This window comes from Candidatus Zixiibacteriota bacterium (assembly GCA_034003725.1).
Taxonomy (GTDB): Bacteria; Zixibacteria; MSB-5A5; order GN15; family FEB-12; genus WJMS01.
In genome coordinates, this window is record JAVEYB010000019.1 from 1 (window position 1) to 23,867 (window position 23,867).

Annotated in this window: 21 protein-coding genes, 1 tRNA gene and 1 pseudogene; 8 read left to right on the top strand and 15 right to left on the bottom strand. The window is 57.2% G+C overall.

Features of this window, described 5'->3' with window-relative positions:
- Nucleotides 1-120: 120 nt before the first annotated feature.
- Nucleotides 121-774, bottom strand: a complete 654-nt coding sequence (locus RBT76_14990; GenBank protein MDX9859090.1) for a hypothetical protein — start codon at nucleotides 772-774, stop codon at nucleotides 121-123.
- A 495-nt stretch (nucleotides 775-1,269) separates the two neighbouring features.
- On the opposite strand from RBT76_14990, the gene RBT76_14995 reads away from it, so the two are divergent.
- Entirely contained in the window at nucleotides 1,270-2,169 is a 900-nt protein-coding gene (locus RBT76_14995) for a cation diffusion facilitator family transporter (GenBank protein MDX9859091.1), read from the top strand.
- Nucleotides 2,170-2,276: 107 nt separating this feature from the next.
- On the opposite strand, the gene RBT76_15000 is transcribed toward RBT76_14995, so the two are convergent.
- Nucleotides 2,277-2,567, bottom strand: a complete 291-nt coding sequence (locus tag RBT76_15000) for an RNA-binding protein (protein ID MDX9859092.1) — start codon at nucleotides 2,565-2,567, stop codon at nucleotides 2,277-2,279.
- Between the two features lie 460 nt (nucleotides 2,568-3,027).
- Here RBT76_15000 and RBT76_15005 point away from each other — a divergent pair, with 460 nt between their 5' ends.
- Together RBT76_15005 and RBT76_15010 are read left to right on the top strand one after the other, a co-directional pair.
- The gene (locus tag RBT76_15005; GenBank protein ID MDX9859093.1) at nucleotides 3,028-4,011 is read left to right on the top strand and encodes a WYL domain-containing transcriptional regulator; all 984 of its coding nucleotides are present in this window, start codon (nucleotides 3,028-3,030) and stop codon (nucleotides 4,009-4,011) included.
- A 96-nt stretch (nucleotides 4,012-4,107) separates the two neighbouring features.
- Nucleotides 4,108-4,665: a manganese efflux pump MntP family protein gene (locus RBT76_15010; protein MDX9859094.1), complete on the top strand. Its 558-nt coding sequence runs from the start codon at nucleotides 4,108-4,110 to the stop codon at nucleotides 4,663-4,665.
- 14 nt (nucleotides 4,666-4,679) lie between these two features.
- Here RBT76_15010 and RBT76_15015 read toward each other — a convergent pair whose 3' ends face one another.
- The 3 genes from RBT76_15015 to RBT76_15025 all read right to left on the bottom strand — a co-directional run bounded on the left by RBT76_15015 (nucleotide 4,680) and on the right by RBT76_15025 (nucleotide 6,359).
- Complete coding sequence (locus RBT76_15015) at nucleotides 4,680-4,937, bottom strand: cytochrome c (GenBank protein ID MDX9859095.1); 258 nt, start codon at nucleotides 4,935-4,937, stop codon at nucleotides 4,680-4,682.
- Nucleotides 4,934-5,545 (bottom strand): hypothetical protein, encoded by a 612-nt coding sequence (locus tag RBT76_15020; protein ID MDX9859096.1) that lies wholly within the window; start codon nucleotides 5,543-5,545, stop codon nucleotides 4,934-4,936. Before RBT76_15020 ends, RBT76_15015 begins: the two co-directional genes overlap by 4 nt.
- Nucleotides 5,546-5,819: 274 nt before the next feature.
- On the bottom strand, nucleotides 5,820-6,359 hold the full coding sequence (locus RBT76_15025; protein ID MDX9859097.1) for a hypothetical protein: 540 nt from the start codon (nucleotides 6,357-6,359) through the stop codon (nucleotides 5,820-5,822).
- 292 nt (nucleotides 6,360-6,651) lie between these two features.
- Between RBT76_15025 and manB the strand changes: the two genes are divergently transcribed.
- The 3 genes from manB to RBT76_15040 all read left to right on the top strand — a co-directional run bounded on the left by manB (nucleotide 6,652) and on the right by RBT76_15040 (nucleotide 9,935).
- The gene (gene manB / locus RBT76_15030) at nucleotides 6,652-7,995 is read left to right on the top strand and encodes a phosphomannomutase/phosphoglucomutase (GenBank protein ID MDX9859098.1); all 1,344 of its coding nucleotides are present in this window, start codon (nucleotides 6,652-6,654) and stop codon (nucleotides 7,993-7,995) included.
- Nucleotides 7,995-8,753, top strand: a complete 759-nt coding sequence (locus RBT76_15035; GenBank protein ID MDX9859099.1) for a response regulator — start codon at nucleotides 7,995-7,997, stop codon at nucleotides 8,751-8,753. Before manB ends, RBT76_15035 begins: the two co-directional genes overlap by 1 nt.
- A 621-nt stretch (nucleotides 8,754-9,374) precedes the next feature.
- Nucleotides 9,375-9,935 carry a hypothetical protein gene (locus RBT76_15040; GenBank protein ID MDX9859100.1) on the top strand — a complete coding sequence of 187 codons (561 nt, stop codon included), beginning with the start codon at nucleotides 9,375-9,377 and terminating at the stop codon, nucleotides 9,933-9,935.
- A gap of 540 nt (nucleotides 9,936-10,475) precedes the next feature.
- Here the strand turns inward: RBT76_15040 and RBT76_15045 are convergent.
- The 10 genes and pseudogenes from RBT76_15045 to RBT76_15090 form a co-directional block, all read right to left on the bottom strand.
- Complete coding sequence (locus tag RBT76_15045; protein ID MDX9859101.1) at nucleotides 10,476-11,129, bottom strand: hypothetical protein; 654 nt, start codon at nucleotides 11,127-11,129, stop codon at nucleotides 10,476-10,478.
- A 111-nt stretch (nucleotides 11,130-11,240) separates the two neighbouring features.
- Nucleotides 11,241-11,444, bottom strand: coding sequence for a hypothetical protein (locus RBT76_15050; protein ID MDX9859102.1), 204 nt, complete (start codon nucleotides 11,442-11,444; stop codon nucleotides 11,241-11,243).
- The gene (locus tag RBT76_15055; GenBank protein ID MDX9859103.1) at nucleotides 11,423-11,869 is read right to left on the bottom strand and encodes a hypothetical protein; all 447 of its coding nucleotides are present in this window, start codon (nucleotides 11,867-11,869) and stop codon (nucleotides 11,423-11,425) included. The genes RBT76_15050 and RBT76_15055 overlap by 22 nt, the downstream gene beginning before the upstream one ends.
- 4 nt (nucleotides 11,870-11,873) lie before the next feature.
- The gene (locus RBT76_15060) at nucleotides 11,874-12,695 is read right to left on the bottom strand and encodes an RHS repeat-associated core domain-containing protein (GenBank protein MDX9859104.1); all 822 of its coding nucleotides are present in this window, start codon (nucleotides 12,693-12,695) and stop codon (nucleotides 11,874-11,876) included.
- Between the two features lie 1,025 nt (nucleotides 12,696-13,720).
- Nucleotides 13,721-14,017 (bottom strand): annotated as a pseudogene (locus tag RBT76_15065) (RHS repeat-associated core domain-containing protein).
- 157 nt (nucleotides 14,018-14,174) lie between these two features.
- Complete coding sequence (locus RBT76_15070; protein MDX9859105.1) at nucleotides 14,175-16,832, bottom strand: T9SS type A sorting domain-containing protein; 2,658 nt, start codon at nucleotides 16,830-16,832, stop codon at nucleotides 14,175-14,177.
- A 530-nt stretch (nucleotides 16,833-17,362) separates the two neighbouring features.
- Nucleotides 17,363-18,625: a hypothetical protein gene (locus RBT76_15075; protein MDX9859106.1), complete on the bottom strand. Its 1,263-nt coding sequence runs from the start codon at nucleotides 18,623-18,625 to the stop codon at nucleotides 17,363-17,365.
- A 42-nt stretch (nucleotides 18,626-18,667) separates the two neighbouring features.
- A complete protein-coding gene (locus tag RBT76_15080) occupies nucleotides 18,668-19,711 on the bottom strand; it encodes a hypothetical protein (protein MDX9859107.1) in 1,044 nt (347 codons plus the stop codon).
- Nucleotides 19,712-19,921: 210 nt separating this feature from the next.
- Nucleotides 19,922-21,247: a sigma-54 dependent transcriptional regulator gene (locus tag RBT76_15085; protein MDX9859108.1), complete on the bottom strand. Its 1,326-nt coding sequence runs from the start codon at nucleotides 21,245-21,247 to the stop codon at nucleotides 19,922-19,924.
- Nucleotides 21,248-21,249: 2 nt separating this feature from the next.
- Nucleotides 21,250-22,575, bottom strand: a complete 1,326-nt coding sequence (locus RBT76_15090; protein ID MDX9859109.1) for a HAMP domain-containing sensor histidine kinase — start codon at nucleotides 22,573-22,575, stop codon at nucleotides 21,250-21,252.
- A 57-nt stretch (nucleotides 22,576-22,632) separates the two neighbouring features.
- Here RBT76_15090 and RBT76_15095 point away from each other — a divergent pair, with 57 nt between their 5' ends.
- Nucleotides 22,633-23,013, top strand: coding sequence for a PaaI family thioesterase (locus RBT76_15095; GenBank protein ID MDX9859110.1), 381 nt, complete (start codon nucleotides 22,633-22,635; stop codon nucleotides 23,011-23,013).
- A gap of 600 nt (nucleotides 23,014-23,613) precedes the next feature.
- Nucleotides 23,614-23,685, top strand: a tRNA-Glu gene (locus RBT76_15100).
- The last annotated feature ends 182 nt before the right edge of the window (nucleotides 23,686-23,867 follow it).

A 23,867-nucleotide genomic window follows, 5' to 3' on the forward strand; every position in this document is an offset into this window, starting at 1 on the left:
CGGCTTCCCTGAGGATGCCGACGATCTGTGTCTCACTGAATCGTGATCGTTTCATAGAGTCCTCCTGGCTGTAATATGCCAAAAAGCTCTACTTCACGACAGTCTACTGTTTGGGGGAGTTTACGCGGCCAATACAGACGACACTCCGATTCCAGCCAATACGATCAGTAGTAGAACCCACCATACTGACATGAATGCAACTAACCAGCCCACATTTAGCACGAGCCGCAACGTCGCTTGGTCTCCAATAACGCTAGCAGCAATGGCAAGTGAAAATCTCAGGATCAGAAGAAGTCCGAGTATAGACAGCGCAGCATACACAATTCGAACCACTCGATTGTTCTTCATCACATATGCAACTGCACCAGTTCCCATTTTTGAGTAGACCACACTCACCGCCAATGCCAGGAATGGAATCACGAGTCCAACAAGTGACAAGGGTATTGGCGAAACCAACGACAACGACTCAGACACCACTTCACGGGGTAATACCAAGTGACGAGGCACAATACCTGTCAAATGCACTGCGACAGCCAACAGCGCGGGGACGAACACCACCCAAGTCCAGACGCTAGATAGAATACTCCATCCAACACTGGGATGGGCTGACTTCCTCAGCTCTCTGTAGCGATCGCCGAGTATCGATTTCAAGCGTTGTAGCGCTTGGTGCCGCAAACCGAACGGGTCATAGCGGGCAAATACGGTTACTAGCAATAGAGTTAGTGTTGCCTTGACTCGTTTGGACCAACTGAACCCTTCGTCTTGCTTCTTCATCGTGTCTACCTCCTCACCACACGCCCAAACACAACAACTCCAACACGATCAGCATTATGACGCCTTTGACTATGCGGCCGCCCAGGTACGCGCGGTCGGCCCGTTTCCCTTGTGGCTTTCCGTGTCCTCTGTGGTCCCCCCCAGCACTTTCCCTACCACATCGATGGAAATAACGGAGCTTCCCCCCTATGTAGAGACCGCGGCGCCGCAGGGCGGCCGCGCCACAAAAAGAGGAAAACCAAAAAATGGGGGCCCCCGAAAAATGACAAAACGAACCTATTTCCCCGTAACCGCCAACTACTCACGCTTGTACACCGAAAAAGTTGTGTCTTCACTCTCCCGCCCTGAGAGCACTCTGATCCCCGCCGATACCCCCAAGAAGCGGTTTTTCCGCCTGAATGTCAAGAACTTGCTGCGCAAGGAGAATTCCGCACCCCACCGCCAGCGCCGCGCCCATTTGCGAACTCCGCCCCGCCGTGTGTATATTACCACACCATGCCGAACCACGCCCACCACACCCACGACCACTCCCACGCCGCCGCCGGCTCCATCCGGGTCGCCTTCTTTCTCAATCTCGCCTTCACCATCGTGGAGTTATTCGGCGGCCTCTGGACCAACTCGGTGGCGATCCTCTCCGGTGCCGTCCACGACCTCGGCGATTCTCTGTCGCTGGGCACCGCCTGGTATCTCGAACACCTCTCCCGCCGCGAGGGCGACCGTCGCTTTTCCTACGGCTACCGGCGGTTCTCCGTGCTCGGCGCGCTGATCAACACGATCGTCCTGCTGGTCGGCTCGCTGTACATCCTCTCGCAGGCCGTGCCGCGCCTCATGGCTCCCGAGCATACCAACGCCGAGGGCATGATCGGTTTCGCCGTCGTCGGCGTTCTCGTCAACGGCCTCGCCGTCTACCGTCTTCGCGGGCATTCCTCGCTCAACGTCTCGGTCGTGGCGTGGCACCTGCTCGAGGACGTGCTCGGGTGGGTCGCGGTGCTGGTGGTCGGCATCACGCTGAAATTCTCCGACCTGCATATTCTCGACCCCATCCTCTCCATCCTCATCACGCTCTACATCCTCTTCAACGTCGTGCGCAAACTCAAAAGCGCCCTGTCCGTCTTCCTGCAGGCCGTCCCCGAGGGCGTGGAGATCGCCGCGCTCGAATCGGCGATCAAACGCCTCGATGGCGTCTGCTCGGTGCATCACACGCATGTGTGGTCGCTCGATGGCGAGCATCACGTGCTCAGTACCCATGTGGTGGTGGATCAGGCAGCGAGCAAAGACGATGGCGCGCGCATCAAGGAAGCCATCCGGGGAATCACCGCTCAGTACAAACTCGAACATACGACTGTCGAAATCGAGTACGAGGGCGACGGCTGCTCGATGGACCGCCCCGCGTAGATCCGCACAGCCGGCGCACGGCACAAAAAAAGAGGACCCGCAGCTCTGCGGGCCCTCAGGAAGTTCAATCACACGGCATCGTGGCCGAGGAGTTACGAACCTCGAAACTAGTACATCTTGCGGTACTTGTTGCCGCCGGTGCGATTACCGCTCTCCGCGCGCGGCTTCGCCTCGTTGACATTCAGCTCACGACCGTCCAGCTCCTTGCCGTTGAGGCCGCCGATGGCAGCAATCGCCTCGGACTTGGTCGGCATCTCGATAAACGCAAAACCACGCGGCTTGCCGGTGTCCCGGTCCGCGATCATGTTGACGGTTGAGACTTCGCCGTACGCTTCAAACGCCTGGCGGAGATTGGTTTCTGTCGTGTCAAACGACAAGTTTCCGATGTAGATATTCATCCTACACTCCGAAGTTGCTCATCCCGATAGGTGAGGCAAGTATGCTATGCCGACTACCTCAGGACAATTGTGCTATGCGCATGATTGCGCTTTCAATTCGAGATTATGCTTTAACGGAGAGTTGTGGATTAGGACAAAACTACGGTAAAGATCGAACTGACTATACAGATAACCACTCAGTATATCGGTCCGTTCCGCGAAATCCTAATGAAATTTTCAACAAGAGGCAAATATGCAGTGCTGAACCCGGAACCGCGATAATCGCGGAGAGACAAAAAAAACCGGCGGCGCGTACGCGACCACCGGTTCCGCCCCCCCCGGAGCGAGAGTCAGGATGTCGTTGCTGCCTTCAAAAAAATGCTGACAAACGTCATGTGATGACGTATGAGGGACGATATTTAAGAAAAAAGACGCTGTCCGTGTTTTTGTCAGTACTGGGGGGTTCCCCGGGGAGGATCGCATGTCCGAAATCAAGCAGGTCGAACGCGTCATTCGCATCCTGCAACGCCTTGCACTGTATCGCGAAATAACCGTCCGTCAGCTCTACGATTACTTCGAACAACAGGTGCCCCAGCGCACCCTGCAGCGCGACCTGCAGGAGCTGTCCTGCGCCAACATCCCGCTGTACACCAAACCGGGCCGCGGCCGGGAGCTGGTGTGGTGCCTCGACGAAGAGTTCGTCAAGTTTATCCCCATGACCCTCAGCAGCCGGGAATTGATGGTATCCTACTTTCTCGAGCGGCTGGCCGCCGTCACGCGCGGCACGCGGCTCGAGTCCGATATCCAGTCGCTGCTGGCCAAAGCCAAACAGCTGGTGTCGCCCGACGTGTTCCGCACGTCCGATCAGCTCGAAAACGCGCAGGCGATGTTCGGGGCGACCTTCGTCGGCCATATCGACTACGGCCCACACTCCGAGACGATCGACACGCTCGTGCAGGCGATCTCGCAGTGCCGCCGATGCCGCTTCATCTACAAATCAAACTGGAAAAGCGAACCGTCGGACTTCGAGGCCGACCCCTATCTGCTGCTATACCACAAAGGCGCGCTGTATGCGGTCGTCTACACGCCCGCCCACGACAACTACATCTTTCTGCCGATCCAGCGTATCCGCTCGGTCTCCCTCGCCTCCAACACCTTCACCCGCGACCCCTCGTTCAGCCTCGAGCACCTCCGCGAAGGTCGTTTCGGCATTTTCGGCGGCGAGAACCTCACCCCGCGACGGGTCGTGCTCCGCTTTACGCCGGATATCGCCGACGTCGTCGCCGAACGTATCTGGCATCAGTCGCAGGTGCTCACCCGCGAGGACTCCGGCCATCTGGTCATGGAACTGGAAACCGTGGTCTCCGACGAACTACGGTCCTGGGTGGGAGGCTGGCTTCATTACGTCTCGGTTATCGAACCCGAAGACCTGTTGAGCCACCACGACCACGAGCCCACCGGATAAACCGCCGGCCTCTCGCGGATTTCTCTTTTGTCTGTCCCCCGATCGCCGTATCCTTCGGCCGACGGACTAACCGGCATCGGGTGGACTGGTCACTGAATGAACTGGGTGGTGGTATTTGCAGTAGCGCTGGGACTGGCGATGGATGCGTTCGCGGTCGCGATCGCGGTCGGCTCGCGCTTTGAACGACTCACCATCCGCCCCCTCTTTCGCCTGTCGTTCCATTTCGGGCTGTTCCAGTTTCTCATGCCGATACTCGGCTGGTATCTCGGGGCGCGGATCGAACGGTTCGTTGACTCCTTCGCCCCCTGGCTGGCATTCGGCCTGCTCGCGTACATCGGGATCCGCATGATCCGTGAGTCGCGCATGTCTCCCGATCACCACATCCCGCTCCGCGACCCGACCCGGAAGTGGTCTCTCGTGATGCTCTCGGTCGCCACGAGTATCGACGCTCTCGCCGTCGGGTTCAGTATCGCGATGCTCAGAATCGAAGTGTGGTCGGCTGCCGTGGTGATCGGTGTCGTCGCCTGCCTGATGACGGCCGTGGGAATGACATTCGGCCGAGCGCTCGGTGAACGATTCGGTCGCGCCATGGAGTTTCTCGGCGGATGCATCCTGATCGGCATCGGCCTCAAGGCGCTCATTCAGGGTCTCTAGCCGGCGCCACGGTATCAATTGCTCCGCTGGAGGTACGCCAGAATAATCGCGCGCGTTTCCGCATCGAGATTCGCTCGCTCACCGTACCGATCTACCAGCGCCGGCCACTCATCGTCACTTCTCATTGACGGCCGAGGCAGCGTATGGCAGGTCTGGCAGCTCGCTCGAAACGCAGCCTCGCCGGGCGATTGTTCCTCGGTAGATACCGGCCCTCCGCATCCAACCACAGCCGCCACGGTGATGATGCAGGTAAGCGAAGCGTGCAACCTCATAGGTCGACACCCATGATAAACCGCCATCTCGCGTCGTCGGAATCATCAGTGATACCCGTCGCATAACCAACCGTATAGTAGAGTGAACCGGTCGCGAGTGATACTGTCGGACCGATATACCAGCTCGTTTCGTCTTCCCCGTCGGAAACCAACTCCCACCGGCTGGTGGATTCTACCCCCAAAGACCATCGGTACGAGAACTCATAAGACACGCCCACATCCAGACCCGGCTCATGCACCGGGTCTCCCGGCGCCCAGAAAAACTCATACACTGGATTGATCGAGACATTTACACGGTCGAAATCCCGTGACAGAATCAGCTTCGCCTCCAGCTTGTTCTGCCGGCTCAACTCGATTTTCCGGTTATACTCGAGGTACAGGAGCGGATCCATCGCGAACGCCCCCGGCTCAGCAAGTTTGTAACGGGTGCGAATCTGAAATGCATCCCACTTCAGCTCCTCCGCCTCACGTTGCACAAATATCTGGTAGACCGATAGATCCCATCGTGGGGTGAGACCATGTTCGATTTCAATCCGGTACTCCCATGAGTCTGTCTCTCCCAGGCGGGTCGTTTGGTAGAACTCAAGTTCGCTGGCATCGGGAGCCATAGTTGCATATTGATAGGTCCACACATACTTCCGGCGGTCCGCCTGCACGGCTGGACATGCTATCATAATTATGAGTAACAACAACATAACATTCCGAAACATGAGTCCTCCTTGGAGTAATTGGTTTCAACAAGTTTGCTTAAATGAAAATGAACACCATTTTCATTAACAATGAGCTATATTACTGAATCGCTGATGTTACTGTCAAGGAAATAAAGATAGAAAAGGTAGTATTTTTAGAGGGGACTCGGAAAGGTTGGACGAGTGGATTGATTCAACCAATCGGCTGGTCGGCGGCGGCGTGGCACTCGATCGCCCACACCTGAACGCCGTCAGCTGTTTCCAGCTGATGCTGGCGGCCCGGCGGAAAACCCGGCACGCAGAAGAAGACGAAGCGATTCAATGCATCGACCGACAACACGCGTTCGATATCACGGTGAAGTTTGTTGTTGTTGGTAATCGAAACGGCCGCGAACACCTCGGCGGCGACCAGTCCCGGTTCCACACTTTCGATATCCGGACCCGCCTCGACGCCGAGATGGAGTGTGAAGGCGCAGCCGGGAAAGTGCTCGAGCAGTAATCGCACCGCTCTCAAACTGGTGAGATAGGTAAATGTCTGATTAACCTGTTCGATGAGATTCAGGCGGCGCACTTCAAGAGGATGCCAGCCGATTCGTTCGTACTTGATTCGTTCGAGAAGGCGCACTCCCCGCTCGGTGGACTGGAACAGCGACTCAATCGACCGTCGAGCCGCATCGTCGATCTTCCGCTCGTACACCTCAAGCTCGGAGAGGTTCTGTACGACGACTCCCATGCGTGTGCCCCTTTTTTTGCCGTCATTCCAATAATGCAACTCATTGGGCATTATGTCAACATAGATCCGATCTATGTAGGCAAGGCGATTCCCGTCAGGATTCTCCCGAAGCTGACCTGTCATACTACAGTTGTCGATGAACGGAAAGTTGTTCGACCTCACTCCGCCGCCGTGCGCCCAATGATTGCACGAGGTTTTATTCTTGCATCGGGCGCTTCCAGAAGATACTGTTGACTGTAGGTATCCGACTGAACCATCGAGTGTTGTCCGGACTTCGCGAAGAGGGAACCTCATGTCCATAGATCCTTCGATATTTAAAGCCTATGATATCCGGGGTACGGTTCCGGTCCAGCTATCGGCCGATGACGCATACAAGATCGGTGCGGCGCTGGCCCAGTATCTCCAGCCGGTGTCGATTGCGGTCGGCCGCGACATGCGGCTGTCATCGAACGAGTTGTTCGACCATCTCGCCCGGGGCATCAACGACCAGGGAGTTGACGTGATCGATCTCGGCCTGATCTCCACCGACGCGCTCTATTTTGCGGTGGGCAAATTCGGATACGACGGCGGCGTGATGATCACCGCATCGCACAATCCCAAAGAATACAACGGATTCAAGATCTGCAGAAAGCACGCCGTTCCCCTCTCCGGTCAGGAAGGACTGAACCAGATTCTTAAGGCTATTCAGGAGCGAAGCTACGAAAAGAAGGCGTCGACCAAAGGCATGATTATCCGCCGCGAGATCAGCGATGAGTACGCCCAGTGCTGCCTGTCGTTTATCAATGTCGCTCGCGTGCGGCCGTACAAGGTCGTGATCGACGCGGGCAACGGGATGGCGGGGCAGACGCTCCCCGCGGTGTTGAAACACCTCCCGATAGAGGTGACGCCGTTGTATTTCGAGCTCGACGGCACGTTTCCACACCACCCGGCGTCGCCAATCGAGCTCGAGAACCTGGTCGACCTGCAGAAGAAGATGGCGGAGGTGAAAGCGGATTTCGGCGTGGCGTTCGACGGCGACGCCGACCGCATGTTTCTGCTCGACCGCAACGGCCGCCAGCTCGGGGGAGATATCACGACAGCGCTCGTGGCCAAGTCGCTTCTGCGCGCGCACCCCGGCGAGACGGTGTTGTACAATCTCATCTGTTCGCGGGCCGTCCCGGAGTTGATCGCACGCGAAGGGGGCACGCCGATTCGCACGCGGGTCGGGCACGCGCTGATCAAGCCGCTGATGAAGAAGCACAACGCCATATTCGGCGGTGAACACTCCGGGCATTTCTATTTCCGCGATTTCTGGTTCGCCGATTCCGGCATGATCGCGTTTTTGGTGTGTCTCGAACTGATCTCGATGGAGAATCGCCCGCTGCACGAGCTGGTGTCCGAGATCGATCCGTACGTGCGATCGGGCGAGATCAACAGCCGGGTCGGTTCTATTCCCGGCAAGATCGCCGAAGTCAAGGCGGCCTACAGCGACGGCGATCAGGACGAGATCGACGGGCTCACGGTCCAGTACAAGGACTTCTGGTTCAACCTTCGGCCGTCCAACACCGAGCCGCTGCTTCGGCTGAATATCGAGGCGAACACCGGCGAGATACTCGAGAAGCAGAAAGAACGACTCTTGTCAATCATACGAAGCTGATGACTCCGAATCGGAAAAAGAAAGTCCTGGTGGTCGATGACGACGCCACCCTGCTGGAGCTGCTGGTCGACACGCTCGAAGCGGTCGGATACGAGACGGTCGCCGCGCCGGGCGGGATGGAGGCGCTGGAGGCACTGACGAAGCAGACGTTCGACGTCATAGTGACCGATGTCAAGATGCCGGGGGTGGACGGTATCACGCTGTTGAGAAAAGTCCGCCGCCACTACCCGGACCTTCCGGTACTGTTTGTCACCGGGGTCGCGACTCCCGATTTGATCGCCGGGGCCGATCCCGACGGTTTTCTGGCCAAGCCGTTCCGCATTTCGCGGATCGAGGAGATGATCGAGGGGACGATCCGGCGCAAGGAGCGACGCACGGCCAGCCAGCTTCGGCGCGTGCTGGTGGTCGACGCCGATTCGGCGTTCTCCGAGGCAATCGCCGACGCGCTCACGGTCAGCCAGTTCATTCCGTTTGTGGCGCCAAACGGCAACGACGCTCTTCGGGAGCTGGGCAACGGCCAGTTCGACGCGGTCATCACGGATCTGACCATGCCGGACATGGACTGGATGTCGTTTCGCGATAAAGTCAAATCCGAGCGCCCGGGCCTTCCGATCATACTCACCAGCGCGGAATACGACGAGGATTCGATTACGCGTGCGGTTGCGGGGGCCGAGGCCGACGCCTACCTGAAAAAGCCCTTCCCCGCCTCCGAGATGATCGATCTGCTCAACCGGATCACACCGATTCAGCACGGATAAGGTACGCTCTCCCCGACCGGCTTGATGATATCTGAACCGCTTGCCTCGGCGGGTTCGGACCCGCGGGCGCGAGCAAAAATCCGCTGTATTCCTATGAGTTCTTTGCGCTTACGGGGAAATAGGTTCGTTTTGTCATTTTTCGGGGGCCCCCATTTTTTGCGCATTTGGGGTATGCCCAACGGTTGTGGAACCATAGGATGCCGGCACTCCCTGCGTGCGCGTGCAAATAGGGCGGGCTGACGACGAGAACACGATTTCTCCTTTCACCTCGGCCGGCATGAAAGACCTTCCGTGATTGCGTTTTGTCGGGCACCCGTCCGCCGCAGCGGGCGTCAGACCGACAGGGATTATCGACACACTCACTAGAGCGGCATGCGCCACTTTTTCCATCGGTTCACACGCGAATGTGCGCACTTTTGCCACGTAAGGCTCACTTGTATGGCTGAGTCACTTGCGGGGCCGGGTCGGTTGACCGGAACCACTCGGGTGGATTGCACGATCTCTGTTGTTGCACTTGACTGCCGAATCCGGTATGGTTTTGCATCTCGTTCGGATCTCAACCAATTGACAGTCCGGGAAGGCATTCAGCAAACCGCCTCGTAACAAAGGAGCGTTACGCGTATGACATTCCTTACCGAACTCTGGGCGCCGATTCTGCTTTCGGCAGTACTCGTATTCGTTATGAGTTCAATCATCCACATGGTGCTTCGGTACCACAAGAATGACTTTCGTCGGCTGAGCGATGAAACCAGAATCCAGGAATCCCTTCGCGCTTTCAACATTCCCCCCGGAGACTACATGCTGCCGTGCGCCGGCGGCGCGGAAGCGATGAAAAGCGAGGAGTTTCAGGAGAAGGTGAAGAAGGGACCGATCGTGGTGATGACGGTCATGCCGGCGGGAGGGTTCGGCATGGGTAAAAGCCTGTTCCTCTGGTTTGTGTACTGCGTGATTGTCGGCTTCTTCGCCGCGTATATCGCCTACCATACGATGACACCGCAGACCCACTACCTGCAGGTGTTCAGGGTCGTGGGCACGGCGACATTCATGGGTTACTCGCTCGCGCTGTTACAGGGGGCGATATGGTACAAAAAGAGCTGTCGCAGTACGATGCTGTCGGTGTTTGACGGTTTGATTTACGCGCTGCTTACGGCAGGGGTATTCGGCTGGCTCTGGCCGCGCTGAGCGGTGGTGTGTATTTGATCGATATGCCGAAGGCACTGGCGGAAGCGATCCGGGTGTTTCGCGGGCCCTGAGCGACTGATCGCCGGTGCGACGACACTGACGCCATCCGGGCGCGTGGTGCACGGACCGTACGCCACGCGCTCGTTCGGCATGATGGGGCCAATCACTAGCGGCGCGGTGATGTGGTTCTGTCCTTGGTCACAATCCTGAAATCTCCCGACTCAAGTAATCCGTTCGACAGGTCAACCTCGAAGCGTTGTCGTGAGGGTTGGCGCTGCCACATGCAATCGAATGTGAGGGTGGAGTCGGTGATGCTTATCAACTCCACCGATTGGGCGCCCAGCAGGCAGATCAGATAGCCCCGGGTGGGCCACCCTTTGGGTGGGCTTCTCTTCTGGCGGGTTCGAGGACGGACCCGCCCTACAAATCTGAACAAGATCACGCCCGTACCGAACGGGTATTCGTAGCTGGGCGGGCCCGTGTTGGGACCCGCCGTTTGTAGTCGATACGTCAGCCGATGCCCTGGATCATCGTACGCGCTTAGCGTTTCTCCTCCTCCCCCACGATCCGAAAGTCATCCGGCCTCAGCAGGCCCTCGGAAAGGTCAACCTCGAACCGTTGTCGCGAGGATTGCCGCTGCCACATGCAGTCGAATGTGAGGGTGGAATCGGTGATGCTCACGAGGTCAACCGATCGGGCGCCAAGCAGGACTATCACTCGGAGATGTGTGTCGGCGGCTGAGTGCGTTGTCACAAACATAACATCGGAGCGGCTCTTTTTCCGTCCCACCGAGGCGTACTTCAGATTATTCTCGATTGACGAGATACCGTCGACGTCACCGGACATGAGCGAGCGACCAACTTCAACGAACAGCGTGCCGGTATGTTCATTCATGAGATTCGTCAGACACGCGACGATACCGTCGCCGCGTGTTCGTATGTTTGTAACAACCAAGATGGAATCAGCCAAGATGGCTATGGAAGCGTCGTCATCGCGCTGTACGCTGAGTATCCGACGGTCGACAGATTGATTGTCTCTCGCCGTAGCAATCACGTCGATATGGTCTTCGGGGAACAACGTATACCGTACTTCGACGCGGAAGTTGCTGGATTCCGCGAAGTTGTTGACGCGACTGCACGAGCAAACGGCAAGCAATACAAGGGAGAGCAACCAGAAAAAACGTGCGACTCTCATCGTGACGTCTCTCCTCTACTTGTTTCTCATATGATAGCATTCTATGCCTCGAAGTGTCCAGTAGATAACCTTGTACGCATCAAGGGTCGGGTGGCCCACCCTTTGGGTGGGTTACTTCTTCCATCTCGCCGGGGTCACAAAATCGTCCATCGCAATCGGGACATCTCGACTCCCCTCATACCAGTTGTAACTCGACCCGAGGATACCCACCCAGAGGGTGGGCCACCCAGTCGAGACATACTCCGCGTACAGCTCACCGTAGGGGTAGTACTTCGCCGACCATCGTATGGTCTCTATCGGATGTACATCAAGCACGCGGCCTCATAGCGACTTTCTACAGTTTTCATGCCTGGGCCGCTAGCGGAGCTCTGGCTTCTCGCCGTTACATGAAGTAAAATGGCCCTAATTCCCGTACTCGAGACGTATGTATTGAATGGCGTGTAACGAATCCGGTAGAAGCCTTCCGGGAGGATCTGCTTATTGAGTATCCACACAGTGTCAGTTTGTAAGGTGTCTGTGAAGTACAACTCCACAAGTGATGTTTCAGGCAGGTTGAACAGAGGTTCAACAACCGGACTGTACGGCAGAGCATCAACACCTGTGAGCAAATATCCGTTGACTGCAGTATCGACAGGAATCTGCTCAATGCTATTCGGACCAAGTCGACTCTGGGGTGATGCAACGCCGGAAGTTATACACACTACTGCAAGGATTGCAACTATGATGAGTAGTTTCGTCATGATCTCATCTCCTGAAGTACATCGGATTGGGACTCAACTTCGGCAATATCCTATATGCCGCCGCACCTCCGTGCGCGTTGTTTGGATCGGCAAAAAACTCGACTATCTGCGCATGCGTACTCACCGTCACTGGTTGCCCAGTGTTGATCCTATTCAAGTAGAGCGCTACGCCAGCTTGATTGCGGATAAGAAAAATCGCTGAATGGCCCTGAATATTGCTAGCATCAACAGGTCTTGGCTGACCAACATACTGATAGACTCCTTTCATGAAAAATACAGCAATATCCCCGGTTCTTGGCGAATCCTTCTGGGACATAGAGGAAATGTTGAGTTGACTCAGTTGTCTTTCGGTTTTCGTAGTACCCAATGCCTGAGCCACAAATCCATGGCAATTGGACTCGGTAGAGTTGCCACTAAACACATTATTACGAATAGCGTACTCAGTGACATTGAAGGTTGTCTTACCCGGTTCAATCATGAACTTGGACATGTCATGGATATTATACTGCGTTGCGAATTCTTTCGCCATCAAACCCATTTGTCCATACAGACCAGCGAGGTCATCACCTTGCTCAGCCACAACTGAGACTGTATTGTTCTTAGCATTATACGTCGCAGTCCACAGACCAGTCGGGTCAATGAAGCTGTTTGGATCATTGCCAACATACGCATACAAGTTCATCCCGCCGGCCAGGCCGATGGGGTCGGCTTGGAGATAGCGGCCGGTGGTCGGATCGTAGTACCGATGCCAGTTGTAGTACAAACCGCTCTCCCGATCGTGCCACTGACCCGGAAACCGAAGATCATTGCTCGCAGAGCGAATCACCCTTCGTTGTTGAGTTAGCCGGCGTTCGAGCGACTATTCGCACTCTTTGCTCTACCTCATAATCACGAGTGTATCTATCCACAATCGGTCTTCGGCCCTTACCTCCATACGGTATTGTCCGCTGGGTAATGCGGGGAAGGGCAGGACTAGTTCTGAGGAGTCTCCTCTGGTTTCTCCTTGCCAGAAACCCGGCTGAGAGCGGAACGCCAGCAGACAATCTCTATCAAGAATGTTATCAAACAGCACGAAGGACAGAGTTGTGTCGACCTTCCTCAATGTGACTGTCGTCCGTATTTGCGCTTCGGTTTGAATACAGTACTTGTCGTACCATGGATCTCCATTACGATCGCATGAAACGAAGACCATATTTGCAGATTGAGCCAGACCGATGTACCCCGCGACCGCAAGCAACACAAGGAGTGATGCTACCCATCCTATGATCTTCATATGGCGCTCCCTTCCTCGAGCTACGGGTTGATTATGTCCATGAAGTGCAGGGTAAAGCCTTCATAGAGCTGCTTCGTTTGCGTGTCCGTTTGCAGGCCGAGATCGGCCCCAGGACCGGGTCGTCCGAAGTAGTACTGTGTACCACTCAAACTCGTCAGCACGTAGATGGCCGCATGGTGCGTAACCCCGGATTTGTTCACCCAAGTGACTACGCTTCCCGGATGAGCAGCCTCGATTTCCTGAAATCCAAACACCTTTTGGATTTCCTCTGTGAATTTCATTCCTCCATGAATATGTGTCTCAGGCGAGAAAGCATCTGTTCCTGCTAGTGTAGATGAGAAGCAGTTCATGTTGTCGCTGGCATCGTTGAATTCCACACTCCTTAGAACGAATTCAGTAATTGAGAAGGTTGTGACACCTGGTACCACCTTGTATGTGTCGATGTCCTCTATCTTGTAGTAATTTGCGAACTCGCCCTTTGTCATGCTCAGTTGTGAATACAAGTTCTCCAGCCCGTCTCCATCTTCGGCGGTAACGTCTATGCTGCGGGTTGCAGGATCCCACGTGGGAACCCAGAGACCAGTTGGATCGACTATCCCAAGGGGATTCCCTTTCGCATATGCATACAGGTTCATCCCGCCGGCCAGGCCGATGGGGTCGGACTGCAAGTAGCGGCCGGTCGAGGGATCGTAATACCGATGCCAATTGTAGTACAGGCCGCTCTCCCGGTCGTGCCACTGCCCCGGAAACCTAATCTCATTGCTGGCCGAGACATACTCCGCGTACAGCTCACCGTAGGGGTAGTACTCCCCGCGCCAGACGACCGTCCGCTCCCGATCCGTGAGTGATGATTCTACTGCCTGAACTGCCAACAAATTCCCCCCAGTGTTTTTCTTTATATCGGCGCTCTGAAGTTTCGGATTGAGTCCACTCTCTTATACTCCGCGGTCTCAGGATATCGCCGGTTCAAGGCACAAAAAAGCCCCGTCCGCCGAGGCGGACAGGGCTTTGTGGTCGAACGGTAAACCTGAATTACTTCAGGAGAACCATCTTCTTTGTCTGCGAGAACTGATCGGCCGTCAGGCGATAGAAGTACACACCCGAGGCGTTGTCACCGGCTTCCCAGACAACCGACTGCACACCGGCTTCAGCGTGACCGCTGAACGAAGCTACTTCCTGACCGGTCACGTTGTAGACCTTCAGGCTGTAGTTCGAGGCCACCGGCAGAGCGAACTCGATTGTGGTGGACGGGTTGAACGGGTTCGGGTAGTTCTGCATGAGGGCGAACTCACTCGGCAGGACGTTCGCGTGCACCGGGACGCCGTCGACCGTGGCCAGTTCGGCCACGAGGATGTCGGCGTTACCGATGTTCAGGAACGAGCCGGAGAAGCTCTCCATCGAGCCGGAATTCTCAAACGGAGCATAGACGAGCACCCGGGTGGTGAGACCATCGGAGTGATACGCCATCTCCATGTTGGAGACGAGCAGTGTCGGATGGACATTGCCGCGCAGTTCGATGAAGGCCGCACCGATCTGCAGATCGTTGCTGACGGACAGGTTGCCGTTCATGGTGCCGAGGTTGGCATCAATCGGGTTAACCTTCGCGATCGGCGAGTTCGGATACGGGACAGCGTCACCAACGATGACACGGATCAGGTACACGAGGTCGGCGACCGAGAGGGTCAGACCGTCGGCGTTCACGTCGGAAGCAGCGGTAGCGGCTTCGATCGGGTACTGAACGTCGAGATCGGCAAACGCGGCATTACCAAAGATGAAGTAGTTGGTAAAGATAACCGCGTCAGCAATCGTGTACGCGAGACCGTCCTGGTTGATGTCGCCGCGATCGTCGATATCGCCGGCGCAGATGATGTCGACACCACCGTTGAGGAAGTCAAGCATGCGGATGGGCAGCGGCTTGCCGGGCTCGTTGACGAGACAGGCATCCGGGGCACCGGCCGCACCGGGGAAGGTCGGGGTGTCGATATTCTCGGAGTAGGAATCCGGGAAATCAAGGTTGATGTCGCCGACTCCGCCACCGATGTAGTTCCAAACCGAGTTCTCGACATAGAGGTACTGACCGCTGACGTTGGACATGGTGTTGTCGCCACAGTCGTACCAGAAGAACTTGATCGGAACGAACTGGCACTCGAGGTTCCGGTCATTGCTGACCAGGAAGCGCAGCAGGGCCAGGGTGGAATCGTTCGCCGGAGTCTCGGAGCCTTCAGCCACGGTGCCAAAGCAGGTCGGGTGGCTCGGGCCGTCGTTGTACTCGGCGATAGCAACCAGGCGTACCATACCGGTCGGGCAGCCCGTACCGCAGTTGCCGAACGGACCGGTCCGATAGGTGAAGTATTCCCAGCCGCACTCTTCAAGCATGCCGCCTTCGGTCGCACCGAGGAAGGTCAGCGCCGTAGCGTCATACGAGAGGAGCAGGTTATAACCGCCAATAGCGATACTGGCGTCGAAGTACACCGGGACGATGACTACCTGACCCTGGAACACGCCGTCGCCGTCCGGGCCGTGCAGCTTATCGATAGCTACGACAGCCTTGTTGACGAGCACGGTCGTAGTGATCGTGTCGGCATTGGACGGGCTGCAGGGATCACAGGTATTAGCGCCGTCGTTCACCGTGAAGGTGATCACGAATTCGCCCACATAGGCGTCATCGAACGCTTCCGTCTGCCAGCTGAACTCACCACTGTTGTTAATGGTGGGCATATTGCCCGGGCTCGGGACGATGCTCAGGACATCGAAATCGAGCATGTTCGGGCCGTCATCGGGATCACTGGCAGTGACAGTACCGGTAACGAGGTCACCCCAGACCCACGACGGCTGATCCTGCGTGGCAGACTCAGCAACCGGCGGCTCATTGGTGACACAGATGGTAAAGGTCCTCGTCGCGAAAGCGCCGCAGGCATCTGTTACCTTGATCTCAACTTCATGCTCACAGACATCGGCGCCGGACGGAGTCCACGTGATCCGGCCGGTCGATGAATTGACATTCAGGGCAGCCGGACCGCTGACCTTGCTGTAGGTCAGGGTTTCGCAGCCGTTCGCGATATCGGCATCGGCGCCGACCGCGTCGTACTGGAACAGGTCACCCCAGGCCACCGTACCATCCGGGATAGCGGCCAGCGTCGGAGCACTGTTGACATACGTCACGGTACCCGCGTTGACAGCCACCGGCAGGATATCAAACGTGTTCGCATCGACGAACTGCGTCTGAACCGTTACCGGCAACGGATAGTCAAAAATGCCGCCCGCAAAGCCGACCGTGCCCAAGCACAGGTCCTGTGTCGAGAAGGACACACTGGCAACCACATGGGTGCCGGCCGCAAGAACGACATCGGTCGCCTCAATGAGCAGAGCAGCAAGACGAATCGTATCAGGGGCCACGCCATCAGCCTGAGAGGCGTCGATTATACGGGTGCCGAGCTCGGTAAAGGCCGGATCCCAGTCGACATTGATAGCGTCAAGATACGCGCCGCCGCCGGTCGAGCTGATAACCATCACGATCTCAACCGCGGCCACGTCAACCGTATTTTCTACGGTGACGTTCAGCACGTAATCGTTACAACGAGACACGTTCAGATTCTGATACGTGACCTCGTTGGCCAACGAATACGAGAACGCAAATGCCACTAAAAAGGAGATCAGCAGCAAAGAAGTTAACGTTCTTTTTTGCATCATTTAAGCTCCTTTTACCTCAGTCAAAAGAGTTGCGGTCACCTCATGCAAACGGATTGTCCGCGAGGTTGACCGAAAAAGGTGGTAATTCCACTCTCCTCCCACCTGGCAGGGAAATCGGTTCCTGCTCGTCGCTAACCTTCATGCCACCGAGATGTCAAAATGAAGTACCTCAGAGGCTCGGACAGGCACGAAGTCGTTTTTTAATGGGAGAATGATGGAAGGAACTTGCAAAACCAATCAGACATATTTGTCCGACTAAGTTTCAAAGCTCGATAATTAAACCAGTAACCAGAGACTGAGCAAATGTAACGATATATTGTCTATACCGTTAAAAGGTGCGCCAGATTCAAGAAAGAAGTTTTTTTCACACAACTACTTTCCCTAGACGCCTAAATGATAACCCCCTACCCCGCTTTTGTCAAGAGAAATGTCGCAAAATCCGCCTTAATCTGCTTGTGTGACACCGGCTGCCGGCTGTCATGGATTGTCAACATGCGCTGGGGGATATCTGGATATCCCCCCCCGGTGCCCTAAAAGTCGTAGGTCAGGCTGGACGACAGGAGGTAAAGGCGGTTGTTCTCCTGATCCTGGGAGTGCCACTCCCACTCGGCCGAAAAGAGCACGTTCAGCCCCAATCCGTTGATCAGGCGGGCATCACCAAGGACAGTCAGCCGATTAAACCAGAAATCGGACTGAAAGTCATCTTCGAGACGAACATCGCGAATCCCGCCCGACCACTCCACGGCTGCATACATCGAACGGGCGGACATATAGTCGATATCGAGCCGAAGTGCATACTCGTTGTAGTCCGCGGCGCTGGCCAGATCGCTTGGACCTTCGGTAAGAAACTCCACCTGCGGGCCGGCCCAGACATAGACACCCCGGCTGGTCAAGCCAGCCTGGGCGTATAGTCTGGTCCGCATATAATCGACATTCACCAGATCGGAGTCCGAGAACGAGCTGTATTCGAGATCGATTTCCTGACGGGTCAGCCACGTTTTCGTGAGTTCAACCTTATGATTTCCAAGCAGTTCAAGCCTCGTGTAGTCGTCCTCATCATCGGGCTGGTTATAGTCTTTGCGCTCGATTCGGGCTGTAAGATCCACGGCGCCATTGTCGTAGTAGGCCATGACATTTGATTCGAGGCCGTAGGTCACGTAATCCAGGCGGGACGAGTCCGGAACAGTCCGAGAACCGACAAAGATCATCCCGGTAATACTGGAAAAGTCATCGAAAGTACGAATAAATCCGGAAGTAGCGAGCAGGCGAAACTGATTGTAACTAAGATCTCCGGCGGAGTCAAAATCGACGAAATTTGCTCGAATCGACCAGAAACTGGTCCAGGCCTGCCCGAGCGCGAAGTCGGCCCGGGCGCGGGCGGATCCGTAGAGGAATTCCTCGCCGGCTTCAGCGTCGCCGCGCACGTCTTTTCTGACTTCAAGCTCGCTGTTGAACTGGAGACGGTGCAGGCCGAGCCGGAGCCGACTATCGGCGTAGAACTTGGCTCGGAAGAGGTCGCGGGTCTGGTCCAGCTGTGTTGTCAGATCGAGCCTGCCGTTATCGAGCGGGTGCAGTCCGAGTCTGACAAAGGCTTTTGGTTCATCGAGATACGTAGTACTTTGGGTGAGCGAAGCATCAAGCGAGTCGATCCCGATCAGGGTCAGAGAATCGAAAAAAAACGATTGTGAGATAACATCATAGCCGACTCCGGCGCGGATATCGGCCGCCCTTGCCGGAGTCGGGGTAAACTGGGTTAGCAGGATGAGAAAAATCGCCGCGGCACAACTTTTCACCTGGACCTCAAGCGAGGACTCCCCCGCCGCTCCTCTGTGTAACTAGTTGTTGATACCCAGCAGTCTACGGGCCTGCTGCAGGGTGAGGTAGGCGGCTTGCAGCGCTGCAGCGGCTGTTTCGGGTGAGTCGTTTTCCATATGCTCCCGGGCAAGCCGGAGCTGTTCTTTGGTTTGCTGGAGCATGCGCGAAGCATCGGTGCTGCCCTCAGCCTGTTCGGTCAGGCGGTCGGTTTCAGCGAGAAGGCGTTCATACCGGCGCTGCAGCTGGTCGGCTCCCTGACAGTCCCGAACGGCGCGCAGGGCGAACTCCCGGGACCGCTTGAGCGCGTCAAGGGCCTTATCCGACTGCCCCCGGCCGCTGAGATCATCGGACAGCTCGAGCATTCGCCTCGCCTGCTCCATGTTACGCAGGGCATCGCCAGATTCGCAGCCGGCGGTGGCGTCAGCGGCGCCGGCCAGAAAGTCAACGACAGCTTCCCGTCGACGTTCGTGCGCGGCATCGCCGCTCCGTTCCAGTCCGGCGGCCTGCATCAGCTTGGCGGCGGTTTGCTCGACCTGATCGGCCAGTTTGAGGGCCGGCTTGTACTGGCGGGCCCGGTAGAACTCCCAGGCGCGCTCCAGGTTTGTCCGGGCGGTTTCATACAAGGCACGGAGAACGGGTCGATCGCCCTCGGCGAGCACCTCGGCCACCCGGTCCAGCATTTCGGCGGCACGTTCCAGCCTTCGTACAACCGCTCCTTCATACTGCTCGACCTGGCGCGAGAGGCTCAGCGCGACCTTGCCGCGTTCGCGGGCTTGTTTGGTCAGTGCAGCGGCTACCAGCGGCCGGCTTTCTCTGAAGGCGTCCCAGGCATCCCGCTGGAATTCACGGGCCTGCTCCAGCGCCAGCTCTGCCAGAGGGACATTGGCCTGTGCCACGGCGTCGGCGATTCGATCAAGCGCCTCGTCGGTGCGCTCCAGCTCCCGCTCCAGACGCATCGTCTGGTCGGACATCGGAGGACCCTGCGACAGGACCGGGGACCAAAGTATCAACACTATCGCCAGGGCGAGCACCACTATCGGACTACGTGATTTACCAATCGTCATAAACCATCACCTCGTTTACTTATGACCGGATCAAAAGCCGTGCCCGCCCGCGACTATGCTGTAACTTGTTGATGCACAATACATACCCATCAACCAAACGATCCCCGGCCTGATGGTGGTGTACCACCCGGTACGGAATCTGTCCCTGACGGCCCACTTTCGGTCATGCTCCCAGACATGCTCCTGCGCCGGCTCCGTGCTCCGCCCGGCTTACGGCTTGATTCCGTGCACCTTCATGCGGCTGTACAGGCGGCGTCGCGTGATCTTCAGCAGCCGGGCAGCCTCCGTTTTATTGCCGCCCGTTTTCGCCAACGCATCGAGAATCATCTCCCGTTCCCGGTTCTCCAGACCGCCCGATCCGCTGCCGGTGGCCGAGCCGATCGGCGCGTTATCGAGATCAAGCGAAAACTCGTCGGGCGTCAGCGGCTCTCCCCCGGCCAGGATCACAGCTCTTTCGAGGACATTGCGCAGTTCCCGAACATTACCGGGCCAGTCGTACTGGAGCAGGATCTCCTGGACATCGGCGGTAAGCTCCGGGTACCGGTATCCCTGCGTTTCGAGAAAGCGCCCGGCCAGTTCAATGACATCGCGGCCGCGCTCTGCTAAAGGCGGCAGGGGAATAGGGAACACGTTCAGCCGGAAGTACAAGTCCTCGCGGAAACCGCCGGAAGCGATTTCCTCTTTCAGATTTCTATTGGTAGCGGCGACCACCCGGACATCAATAGTGATCGTGTCGACACCGCCCACGCGGACGAGCGCGCGTTCTTCGAGCACCCGAAGCAACTTGGTTTGCATGCCGGGCGACATTTCCGCGATTTCGTCGAGGAAGATCGTTCCTCCTTCGGCGAGTTCAAACCGTCCCCGCTTTCGCTCTGCAGCCCCGGTGAACGCGCCTTTTTCGTGGCCGAACAACTCCGACTCGAGCAAAGTCTCGGTGATGGCGGCGCAGTTCACGGCGATAAACGGGCCGGCGGCGCGTTTCGACTTCTCGTGAATCCGTCGCGCCACCAGTTCCTTCCCGGTGCCCGACCGCCCGGTCAGAAGCACGGTGGCCTCGGTGGGCGCCACCTGGTCGATCATGGTGCGGACCTTCCGGATTGCAGGCGATGTCCCGATCAGATCGGTCGACTGTGCGCTGCCGAGCTCCGCCTTGTAATGGCCGCTGAGCGCCTGCAGTTTCTGTTGTTTGACGAGCTTGTCCACTAACAGGGACAGCTCGTCGAGCGAGAACGGCTTGATAAGATAGTCCGCCGCCCCCTGTTTCATGGCCGAAACCGCCGACTCGACCGTACCGTACGCCGTCATGATGATGACGTCGATCCCGCCACGCGCCAGCGCCCGCTCGAGAATCTGCATTCCCGAAATCTCCGGCATCGACAGGTCCGTGATGACAATGTCAAACGAGTGCCGGTCGATCAGGTCGAGCGCCTCTTTGGGCCGGGTAGTCGTCTGGACCGAGTGCCCATCGTCTTCGAGCGTCCCGCAGACCAGCGAGGTCATTTTCGGTTCGTCGTCTACTACAAGAATTCGTGCCATAGTTATGTTGTCGGTTTTTTCGGCAGGCGGATAGTCACGCAACTGCCGGAGCCCACGGTGCTTTCGATATCGAGGGCGCCGCCCATATCGGTAATGATTCGGCGGCTTATGTACAGACCGAGACCGGAGCCGGTCTGTTTGGTCGTATAAAACGGGTCGAACAACCGCTTCAGCCCGGCACGATCGATCCCCGGACCCCGATCGACTACACGGAATATCAGAGTGCGGTCGTCCGATGACAGGTCGATCCCAACCGATACGGGAAGCCCGGCGTCGAGACAGGCGTCGACTCCGTTGATCAACAGATTGAGCAGTACTTGACGAAGCGAGCGACGGTACCCGGTCAGTTGGATCCCGGCGGGAACGTTGCCCAGCCACTCGATCGGCGTGTCGTCATAGCGCTGGAGCACGTGCGACCGAAGCGAGGCGACCAGTTCGGCGGGATCAAACGCTTCGGGGGACTCCGCGGCCAGAATGGACGTGCGGTTGCCGGCAAACTCGAGATATCCGGAGACAATCTGGTTGAGGCGGTCGACTTCTTCGATGATGTACTGAGACTCTTCGGATGGACTTTTCCGCGCGATCCGTTCGGCCGAACCGCGGATAATCATCATTGGATTTTTGATCTCGTGCGCCACGACGGAAACCATCCGCCCGAGGTAAGTTTCGGTTTCGGCCAGAAAGAGCTTTCGTTCCGCCGCATTGATCTTGCGCTGCAGGCCGAGGAAAACGGCTCCAAGCGCGATTCCTCCGACAAGCGACAGGACGGTGGAGTAGTAGAGATTGCGCCGAAGCTCCCCGAGGGAGTCAAAGTAATCGACGCTCGCTTCGAGACCGAGCACGCCGACCAGCAGCCGGTCCGAATCATACAGCGGGGCGAACGCCGACTTGAGGTAGACCGCCCCGGACCGGTAGGTGGCGCTGACCAGGGCATGCGACGGCTCGCCGAACAGTACGGAATCGATACAGGGTCCGTTGAGGACGGTAAGAAAATACAGGCTGTCGGTCTCCAGCGTGGTGCTGGCCAGGTAACGGTAACGATCGTCGAGGATAAACGCCTCGGCCAGCGAGTCCGATCCCCGCACGGCTTCGAGAATGGAGACAACCTGCAAAAACGAACGGGCGTCGTCGAGCATCAGACCGTCGATAAGCGCCGGATCAATAGACGCGGCGGCCGTCTCGGCCACGGCGCGGAGTTTGCGCGAAAGCTGGTCCTCGAGCAGCGCTTCGGTTCGGCGGTAGGACAACCACCACGCCAGATTGACGAGGACGATCAGAAGAGCCGTGAAGACCGCGATGGCAACAAACCGTTTCGATCCGCCAGACATGCGGTTATAATGATCGCGGGGGAGATGCAAAGCAACAACAAGAAAGGTCATGTGCATATGGGCACACTGATCCCGAAACGAGCCGACTATGTGCAGGCGGTGCGACGCTACCACGCCGCGACACCGCTGCACGCGCATTTCGGAATTGAACTGACCGACATTTCGCCCGGATGCGTGAGGGTGCGCATGCCGTCACGCGGCGAGTTCACCCAGCAAAACGGATATCTGCAGGCGGGGGTGCTGGTATCGCTGGCCGATGCGGCGGCGGGAATGGCGGCGTGGACACTACTGGCGGAGGACGAAAATCTGCTGTCGGTGAACATCACTGTCCAGCTGATGCGGGCGGCTGATGGAAAGGGATTCGTGGCCGAGGGGAGGGTGGTCAGGGCCGGCTCACGGTTGATGTTCTGTGAGGCGGAGGGTGTGGGCGGAGGATGATCCCGGTTGTAAACCGCTGATCCGGGCGTCGATGACGATGGCGGTACTGACCGGTGAGTCGCAGGCAAACGACAGGGCGTGAAGTGGGGGGACTCGAGAAGCGGTTCGTTGGCCCGATTCGGGCGAGGGGAGCATTGAAAACAAGGCAACCGGGGTCGCATCCGTGCGACGGGACAGATCACCCTCTCGTCCCTGCCATCTCACCCGGTTACGAACGTACGGGCCCCCTCGGTGAGAATATCTCCTTTGAAGCATATGTTTGTCAAGCGGCTATTGAGTCGGCAGTTACGGAATTTCATTTTCAACAATCTGTAATATTCTATTAGACAATGGGAATATGAGCGGGTCCCACTGTGCGGGAATGTGGCTGAGGACATTTCACGGTGCTCGGACCTCGTTGAGCGACCCAGACTCGGGGACTGGATTTGGAGGCGCGCGGGGCACGAGAGTGGCCCGTAACACCAGGTCCGTTTGTGGGCGACAGGCGGGGAACCGGGTGAGTGAAACGCTGTTTTGGCGCTATAACCGCTTGACAGATTATTCGAAAACCGTATTATAGTGGACTTTCCGGCGCACGCCGGATGACAGATTCGCCAGAACGACCCCTTCGTCTAGTGGTTAGGACATCGCCCTTTCACGGCGGTAACACGGGTTCGAGTCCCGTAGGGGTCGCTTTTTTTCTCCCAGAAAATGTGGATTGGGGCAGAACGCAGCCGGATCCCGTCCCGGAAGCCGCACCGTTGGTGGGCAGCAGTGATGCGGCCCATTGACTATGATTCGCCCTTGCCGACCTCTTGACTTTCCGCCACGGAAATTCGCAAATCCGATTGGTCATCCGGCTATGGGGTAGTGAA

What these genes read in the sequence shown, in the direction of transcription:
- manB (MDX9859098.1), top strand. Translation starts at nt 6,652, where the DNA reads ATGTCCATAGATCCTTCGATATTTAAAGCCTATGATATCCGGGGTACG.
- RBT76_15070 (MDX9859105.1), bottom strand. Translation starts at nt 16,832, where the DNA reads ATGATGCAAAAAAGAACGTTAACTTCTTTGCTGCTGATCTCCTTTTTA.
- RBT76_15015 (MDX9859095.1), bottom strand. Translation starts at nt 4,937, where the DNA reads ATGAGGTTGCACGCTTCGCTTACCTGCATCATCACCGTGGCGGCTGTG.
- RBT76_15020 (MDX9859096.1), bottom strand. Translation starts at nt 5,545, where the DNA reads ATGGCTCCCGATGCCAGCGAACTTGAGTTCTACCAAACGACCCGCCTG.
- RBT76_14990 (MDX9859090.1), bottom strand. Translation starts at nt 774, where the DNA reads ATGAAGAAGCAAGACGAAGGGTTCAGTTGGTCCAAACGAGTCAAGGCA.
- RBT76_15010 (MDX9859094.1), top strand. Translation starts at nt 4,108, where the DNA reads ATGAACTGGGTGGTGGTATTTGCAGTAGCGCTGGGACTGGCGATGGAT.
- RBT76_15085 (MDX9859108.1), bottom strand. Translation starts at nt 21,247, where the DNA reads ATGGCACGAATTCTTGTAGTAGACGACGAACCGAAAATGACCTCGCTG.
- RBT76_15035 (MDX9859099.1), top strand. Translation starts at nt 7,995, where the DNA reads ATGACTCCGAATCGGAAAAAGAAAGTCCTGGTGGTCGATGACGACGCC.
- RBT76_15080 (MDX9859107.1), bottom strand. Translation starts at nt 19,711, where the DNA reads ATGACGATTGGTAAATCACGTAGTCCGATAGTGGTGCTCGCCCTGGCG.
- RBT76_15000 (MDX9859092.1), bottom strand. Translation starts at nt 2,567, where the DNA reads ATGAATATCTACATCGGAAACTTGTCGTTTGACACGACAGAAACCAAT.
- RBT76_15005 (MDX9859093.1), top strand. Translation starts at nt 3,028, where the DNA reads ATGTCCGAAATCAAGCAGGTCGAACGCGTCATTCGCATCCTGCAACGC.
- RBT76_15090 (MDX9859109.1), bottom strand. Translation starts at nt 22,575, where the DNA reads ATGTCTGGCGGATCGAAACGGTTTGTTGCCATCGCGGTCTTCACGGCT.
- RBT76_15095 (MDX9859110.1), top strand. Translation starts at nt 22,633, where the DNA reads ATGGGCACACTGATCCCGAAACGAGCCGACTATGTGCAGGCGGTGCGA.
- RBT76_15055 (MDX9859103.1), bottom strand. Translation starts at nt 11,869, where the DNA reads ATGACGAAACTACTCATCATAGTTGCAATCCTTGCAGTAGTGTGTATA.
- RBT76_15025 (MDX9859097.1), bottom strand. Translation starts at nt 6,359, where the DNA reads ATGGGAGTCGTCGTACAGAACCTCTCCGAGCTTGAGGTGTACGAGCGG.
- RBT76_15045 (MDX9859101.1), bottom strand. Translation starts at nt 11,129, where the DNA reads ATGAGAGTCGCACGTTTTTTCTGGTTGCTCTCCCTTGTATTGCTTGCC.
- RBT76_15040 (MDX9859100.1), top strand. Translation starts at nt 9,375, where the DNA reads ATGACATTCCTTACCGAACTCTGGGCGCCGATTCTGCTTTCGGCAGTA.
- RBT76_14995 (MDX9859091.1), top strand. Translation starts at nt 1,270, where the DNA reads ATGCCGAACCACGCCCACCACACCCACGACCACTCCCACGCCGCCGCC.